Raw genomic sequence first — 7,507 nt, 5'->3', positions numbered from 1 at the left:
TGGCAAAGGAAATGTCAAAAACCTATTTAAGAATCTTGATGCTTGGATTAGAAGAAGACTTCGAATGGTCCAGCTAAGGAGCTGGAGAAAAGTCAGAAATCTTCACAGGGCATTAAGAAGAAAAGGGTGGAACGAATCAAGCTTGCGAGGAATAAGAATGTTCTCCTGGAGAAGCTCAAAGAGCCCCATGGTACATGCGGCTCTTGATAATAAATTCTTTAAAAGTCTTGGACTGGTCAGTCTTGAATCTAGAATTACTCCTATTGTCCCCAAAGGGGATTAGTGGGAGGAGCCGTATGCGAAGTTCCGCACGTACGGTTCTGTGAGAGGGGTGGTCAGAGATGGCGACCCCTACTCGATTTTGCAAAGAACTATATAATAGAATCATAGATTAATTAATCTTAAGAAAATCTTAAGAAATTTAATCAAAGAATGTTAAGAATTACTGTTTATGATAGAGACAAGTCAGAAAGTGCTGAAGGTGGGGTAAGAGATGGCTAATTATAATGTGCTAGTTGTGGATGATGAAAAAGAGATTCGGGATGCAATTGAAATCTACTTAAAAAACGAAGGGGTAACAGTATTAAAAGCCAAAGACGGGATTGATGCTTTGGAGATTTTACATGATCACGAAGTACATTTAATTATTTTGGATGTAATGATGCCTCGATTAGATGGAATATCTGCTACCTATAAAATTCGGGAGCAGAAAAATATCCCCATCATTATTTTAAGTGCAAAGAGTGAGGATACCGATAAAATACTAGGTCTTCAAGTTGGGGCAGATGATTACATAACAAAACCATTTAATCCGATGGAATTGGTGGCCCGTGTGAAATCACAACTGAGAAGATATGTGACCCTAGGGACATTTGAAGGGGCGAACAAAGTGATTGATTTAAATGGCTTAACCCTAGATCCAGCTTCAAAAGAGGTAACTGCTCATGGTGAAATAGTAAAGCTTACACCAATTGAGTATAAAATTGTCGAACTTCTTATGACCAATGCCGGTCGAGTGTTTTCGATTAATGATATTTATGAGCGAGTTTGGAAAGAGCCGAATTATAATGCGGAAAATACGGTTGCGGTACATATCCGAAAAATCCGCGAAAAGATTGAAATTGATTCTAAAAATCCGAGATTTTTAAAGGTGGTGTGGGGTATTGGGTACAAAATGGAAAAGTAGTATAGCTATTATACTTACTTGTTCAATTCTATTTATCTTTGGTATGAGTAGTATTTTCTTACTTGCTAACTATGGTTTTAATTACGCTCACAAAAACTATTTCTATACATCGGAATTCAAGTATGGAGAAGTGGATCAGTTTAATACATATTTCACCATGTTTGAAGTGAATGATAAGCCATTAAAAGAGGCAATCGAAGGGATAATAGTCACGGACGAAGAAATTGAAGAGCATCGCCATCGTTATGGAGAATTAGATGAACAACTCGAAAGCATTAACCAACGGTATGAGGTACTTATCCAGGGTGCGCTCGACGAAGATAAGGAAGAGGCTGCAGATGCCTACACAAAGGAGCGAGACGCAAAAATAAACGATATCACGAAGAACTTTGAAAGTGATAGCTATGTAGAAGCAAAAATTGTAAAAGAAAAGGAAGAAATTCTTAAAGAATATTACAAGGAAAGAGAACAATACCTTCCTCATTATAACCAGCTAAAGAATAGCTTTCAGTACTATTTAAAGGACACTTCTACTGAAAAAGTCTATACAAATTTATCCAAGGTTGATGAAGAAGCTTCAGTTAGTGAAATTAACGATAGTAACATGCTATTTTATCGAGATGTGGCTTTTGGTGCATGGAGTATGGTTAATTATGAGATCGGAAGAAGTGATGAAGCCCATGAAATTTTACACCTAGGGGATAATACATTGGAAGGAAGAATAGGCGTTCCGAAAGATTTAGCTTCTTCCAATTATTTTATGAACCAATTTGAGGAATATAAAATTCAACAGATTGTATTTTGGTGTGTTACATCAGTAAGTCTGTTAGCTCTTTTTCTATCATTATATATTTTTAAAAAGGCTAATAAATCACGTGCGGAAGTTATGAGTTGGAAAAAGTATTATGATAAACTCCCAATTGATTTAAGAGTTGTGCTATTTGGAATAACTATTATTTTCATAGTAATTCTAGTAATGATATTGGTGGATGAAATTTATTACTATTCTACTTATTACGTTGTTGCAGATATCGTATTTTTTGCCATTTTATTCTTTCCTATAGCTTTGGTCCTAATTTTAACTCAAGCTGTTTATCTTTTAAAAACATTAAAGGATTGGAAAAGCCTTAATAGTCAGTGGGAAAAAAGTCTAGTATATAAAGGATCTTTTATTATAAGAAAATACTTGTTAAAACTGATTGCAAAATTAAAAGAAGCTTTTCTAGAACAATCAACTGGAACACAAGTAATTCTATTATTTGGTTTCGTATTTATATTAGGGTTAGCTGCTGTTCTTACAGTTGGCCACCCGTTCCTTGTTGTTCTATACATCTTATTACTTGGTGTTGTTGGTATTCCTCTGGCACTATTGATTATCAATAAGATTGGTGAATTTAATCGCATTGTAAAAAATACCAATAAATTTGCAGCTGGGAACTTAAGTTCTGACCTTGATGTAAAAGGGGATACCGTTCTGGCAGTACTAGCAGAAAACATTAATGTACTAAAGCAAGGGGTAAAACAATCCCAAACAGAACAAGCGAAAAGTGAACGATTGAAAACAGAACTAATTACCAATGTAAGTCATGATTTACGAACACCACTTACCTCAATTATTACGTATACAGAGTTATTAAAAGAACAAAAAGACCTAGGAGAAGAAAGTGCTGCATACTTGGAGATTATAGATAGAAAATCAAAACGGCTAAAGGTTCTTATCGATGATTTATTTGAAGTTTCCAAGATGGCTAGTGGAAATATTGAATTAAGAAAAGAAAAAGTTGATCTTGTCCAATTATTGCAGCAAGCATTAGGTGAATACGACGACATGATTAATGAATCTACTTTACAATTTAGAGTAACATATGATGACCCGCCGGTAATTGCTTTAGTGGATGGGCAAAAACTATGGCGAGTATTTGATAACCTTATTGGAAATATACTGAAGTATTCATTAGAGCATTCTCGGGTGTACATTAATTTATCAGTCGAGAAGGGTAAGATAATGATTAACTTTAAGAATGTTTCTAAATATGAGCTGAAGGAAAGTACGGATGAATTATTTGAGCGATTTAAACGGGGCGATACATCTCGTCATACAGATGGAAGCGGACTTGGCTTGGCCATTGCACAATCCATCGTTGAGCTTCATGATGGAGAACTTGAGATAGATACAGATGGTGATTTATTTAAAGTAACCATTACGCTCCATGTTCAAGATTAAGGGGAATAACAAGGGGGTCTTAATGGTGGGAACAATGGATATCTCAGAAATATATACGGTACATTATAATCGGTTAGTTTACCAAATCAACGCCATGGTGAAGGATCTTCAACTAGCTGAAGATGTTGTTCAGGAAACATTTATCAAAGTAATGAAGAACAGTGACACCATTCAGTCTACAGAGAAAATTGCTGCTTGGTTATCTGTTATCGCAAGGCGAACAGCAATTGATATGATTCGCTATGAAAAAAGTAAAAAAGGAATTCTGATGGACCAAGATGAGCTTTTAAAACTTAACTCAGTAAACAATCAACATGTGGAAAACGAAGTGGAATTATCCATTCTAGTAGAAGACGTTGAAGAGGAAATACTTGAATTAGGAACGATTTATCGGAATGTAATGGTACTTAAAATCAAGGAATTAAAAACGGAAGAGATTGCAAGCCGTTTAAATCTTAAACTATCTACCGTGAAAACTAGGATTAGCCGTGCGCGAAAACATTTGAAGGTTCAATTGCAAAATCAAATTAGTGCTTGATCAATCTCCCCAGCGATGAAATTTTGCTGGGGAGTTTTGAATTTAAATGAGAGGTTGTCACATATCTTCGTTGTCTTTATCGTCATCCTTACTAGAGTTAAGAACTAATGAGATATTATTGTTATTAACCAGTTGATCTATATCTGGACCGTCATTTTTATCATCATTGAAGTAATTGTTTAGTTCTATGTTAGCTTTTTCTGTTTCCGTTAGTTTTTTCTTCATACACTATATCCCTCCTTGATATTATATTTTCCAAGAATCAATAAGCTATGTTCTTTTTGAATTTGAAACGTAGAAAAGATTTTTGAAAAGTACTTTTAATTTTTTTGTTATTATGCAATAATAGTGAAAATACTTAACAGCAACGATAAGGAAAGTAAATCAATTAAGTTTTCTTAAGCAGAGAGCTTCGGTAGCTGAAAAGAAGCAGAAAACGGTTGATTGAAAATGGCCTTGGAGCTTCAAAGTCGACTTTTCCATATGAAAATAGGCTTTGACGAGATTTGGCACTCGTTATAAATGTCAGAGTATAAGAGTGCATAGTAACTCCGTACTTGCTGAGGCTAATAATGTGAGTTATTGGTGAATTAAGGTGGTATCACGAGCTAATCCCTCGTCCTTAGATTATTTAATCTATGGGCGAGGGATTTTTTGATTCTAAAAAAGGAGGAAAGTAAAATGAGTATTTTTATTGGTGGGGCATGGCCATATGCAAATGGTTCCTTGCATATTGGGCACTTATCAAGTCTTTTGCCGGGAGATATTTTGGCTAGGTACTTTCGATTAAAGGGAGAGGAGGTACTATACGTTTCTGGAAGTGATTGTAATGGTACCCCAATTGCCATCAAGGCAAAGCAGGAAAATGTAACAACAAAGGATATAGCTGATAAGTATCATAAGGAATTTAAGGAAAGCTTTGAAAAACTGGGATTTACCTATGATTGCTATACGAGAACCGATAGTCCCCTACATCATGAAGTTGTTCAAGATGTATTTTTGCAACTGTTAGAAGGCGGTAAACTATATAAAACAGAAGAAGACCAGTGCTACTGTAATAACTGTGAACAATTCTTACCTGACAGATTTGTAGAAGGGAGTTGTCCACATTGTAGTGCACAAGCTAGGGGTGACCAATGCGATTATTGCTCGAACTTGTTAAATCCTATTGAACTAATGAATAAGACTTGTAAAACGTGTGGAGATGAGCCAATTGTAAAGGTAACAGAACATTTTTATTTCAAGTTAGGTACCTTACAAGGAGCAATCGAGGAATATGTTACTAACGCAAAAATAAAGGGGTTATGGAGGGACAACGCCATTCAACTTTCGGAGAGATACTTAAAAGAAGGATTAGTGGATCGAGCTGTTTCGCGAGATTTACCAAATGGTATTGGTGTACCAGTAAAAGGATATGAGGATAAGAAAATTTATGTATGGATTGAAGCCGTAACAGGATACTATTCGGCAAGTAATCAGTGGGCAATAGATAATGGGAAAGATGAGTCAATATTTTGGGATGAAGAGACAACTTCCTATTACGTACATGGGAAAGACAATATTCCATTTCACTCGATTATCTGGCCAAGTATATTAACAAGTATCGGCAGTAGGGCACTTCCTTCTCATATTGTTTCAAATGAGTATGTAACCATTGAACAGAAGAAATTGTCAACGAGTAGAAATTGGGCAATATGGGTTCCTGAAATGTTGAAAAGTTATCAGCCAGATTCGATTAGATATTTTCTTATCGCAAATGCACCGGAAACACGGGATGCAGATTTCTCTTGGCGAGAATTTGTATATAGTCATAATAGTGAGTTGCTTGGTGCATACGGTAATTTTGTAAATCGGACGTTGAAGTTTATAGAAAAATCGTTTGAAGGTGTTATACCAAATGGGATAATTGATACAGAAATAAGAGAGAAAGTAAATGTCTTGTACGATGAAGTGGGAAATCTAATTGAACGTGCTCAATTTAAGAAAGCGTTGGAGGAGATTTTTTCATTTGTGCGCGGTGCTAATAAGTATTTTGATAAGCAGAAGCCTTGGGTTCAGGTGAAGGGAAATCCTAAGGAGTGTGCAGATACATTGGCAACCTGTGTCTATATCATTGCGAATCTTTCGCAACTATTGAATCCATTTATTCCTTTTTCGAGTGAGGAAATTCAACATACATTGGGAATCGCTCTTCCCAAATGGGGAGAAATTGAACTTGAATCCATATCCTTGAGAAAAGTAAAACCGCTATTTGAAAGGATTGATCTAGAAAAAATTGAGGAAGAGTTATTGAAATTGAAGGATAACTCCTTATAGTTAACGCGAAAGATTATGTTAGAATTAATGTACTTATTGCCAGCAATCTTCAATGCTATGTAGTAATTGTATACTCATGATTTGAGGTAGGTTATAGTTTCATTATGTTCCAATATGAATAGGTGGTAAAAAGTATGATTAAAGTAAGAAATGTAAGTATTGGTCAAGGTATTCCAAAAATTATCGTTCCATTGATTGGAAGTACCGATTCAGAATTGGTGAAGGAAGTACATCATGTTATGGGACTTAAACCAGATATTGTGGAATGGCGAGTTGATACCTATGCCGAAGTTGGAAATTTAGATGCGGTCCAAGGAATGCTTTCGAATTTACGAGATATATTAGTAGATAAGCCAATACTATTCACATTTAGAAGTTTTAATGAAGGTGGGAAAAGGGAAGCTTCAGTTGAATTTTATCAAAAACTGATAAAGATGGCTATCCAGTCCAAGTTAATTGATTTAGTAGATATGGAGCTTTTTCTTGGGGATGACCTTGTCACCGATTTAGTTTGTATGGCTAAGGAAAATGGAATCTATATTGTTATGTCCAATCACGATTTTCATAAAACACCTAAGAAGGAAGAAATAATTTCTCGCTTACGAAAGATGCAAGAGCTAGGTGCTGATATTCCGAAGATTGCGGTCATGCCTAATAATACCCAAGATGTTATTACATTATTAGATGCCTCTAATACGATGAAGGAAAAGTATTCGGATCGTCCCTTTATTACTGTATCAATGGGGGAGAAAGGTGTAGTGAGTAGGTTAACCGGTGAAGTGTTTGGATCTGCTGCTACGTTTGGTTCAGGTAGAGAAAGTTCTGCACCGGGACAAATAGATGTTATGGAATTAAGTGGTATTTTAAATGTTATACATAAAAATTTGGAGGAATAGAATTAGTTTTCCAGAAAAAATCCTTTTTTGAAAATCACTTGTAACGTGGTAAACTTAATTTACAAAATATTTATACATGTTATAATGAAGCTAGAAAAACAATATACTAATAAAAAACCGTCCCATGCTGGTTACATGGAACGGATACAACAGACTGGCCCCAACAAGAGGGGAAGGCGCAAAGGAGTTAACCCTCACGGCCGAGCTAAAGCACATGAGGGATTAATCTTTTTTGGATATGACAAAAGCGATTAACGTACTGAATGAAATCATCAGTGTTAATACTTCGAACATCTCCATGAGCATCACCACCTTTCAATAAAGAATTGAAATGGGAGTGCGCCTTA

General features: G+C 35.6%; 7 protein-coding genes and 1 other annotated feature. Of the genes, 6 read left to right on the top strand and 1 reads right to left on the bottom strand.

Translation table 11 applies throughout. The annotated features are described in order from the left end of the window. The 4 genes from K332_RS0108565 to K332_RS0108550 all read left to right on the top strand — a co-directional run. The coding region (locus K332_RS0108565) for a group II intron maturase-specific domain-containing protein (RefSeq protein ID WP_026907081.1) at positions 1 to 283 on the top strand (283 nt) is incomplete at its 5' end. A gap of 210 nt (positions 284 to 493) precedes the next feature. After that, entirely contained in the window at positions 494 to 1,186 is a 693-nt protein-coding gene (locus K332_RS0108560; RefSeq protein WP_026907080.1) for a response regulator transcription factor, read from the top strand. Continuing rightward, positions 1,164 to 3,410, top strand: a complete 2,247-nt coding sequence (locus tag K332_RS0108555; protein ID WP_026907079.1) for a HAMP domain-containing sensor histidine kinase — start codon at positions 1,164 to 1,166, stop codon at positions 3,408 to 3,410. Before K332_RS0108560 ends, K332_RS0108555 begins: the two co-directional genes overlap by 23 nt. A gap of 22 nt (positions 3,411 to 3,432) precedes the next feature. Further along, positions 3,433 to 3,948: an RNA polymerase sigma factor gene (locus K332_RS0108550; protein WP_245604649.1), complete on the top strand. Its 516-nt coding sequence runs from the start codon at positions 3,433 to 3,435 to the stop codon at positions 3,946 to 3,948. A 57-nt stretch (positions 3,949 to 4,005) separates the two neighbouring features. Here the strand turns inward: K332_RS0108550 and K332_RS23940 are convergent, their stop codons facing one another. Continuing rightward, positions 4,006 to 4,173 carry a hypothetical protein gene (locus K332_RS23940; protein WP_156914170.1) on the bottom strand — a complete coding sequence of 56 codons (168 nt, stop codon included), beginning with the start codon at positions 4,171 to 4,173 and terminating at the stop codon, positions 4,006 to 4,008. 133 nt (positions 4,174 to 4,306) lie between these two features. Continuing rightward, positions 4,307 to 4,575 (top strand) — a binding site (T-box leader). Between the two features lie 30 nt (positions 4,576 to 4,605). Between K332_RS23940 and metG the strand changes: the two genes are divergently transcribed. Together metG and aroD are read left to right on the top strand one after the other, a co-directional pair. Beyond that, complete coding sequence (gene metG / locus K332_RS0108540) at positions 4,606 to 6,264, top strand: methionine--tRNA ligase (protein WP_281170911.1); 1,659 nt, start codon at positions 4,606 to 4,608, stop codon at positions 6,262 to 6,264. Between the two features lie 134 nt (positions 6,265 to 6,398). After that, positions 6,399 to 7,160: a type I 3-dehydroquinate dehydratase gene (gene aroD / locus K332_RS0108535; protein WP_036688479.1), complete on the top strand. Its 762-nt coding sequence runs from the start codon at positions 6,399 to 6,401 to the stop codon at positions 7,158 to 7,160. The last annotated feature ends 347 nt before the right edge of the window (positions 7,161 to 7,507 follow it).

Origin of the sequence: Paucisalibacillus globulus DSM 18846 (genome assembly GCF_000482485.1) — a bacterium.
Lineage (GTDB): Bacteria > Bacillota > Bacilli > Bacillales > Amphibacillaceae > Ornithinibacillus > Ornithinibacillus globulus.
This window is presented reverse-complemented; position numbering and strand designations above follow the sequence as displayed.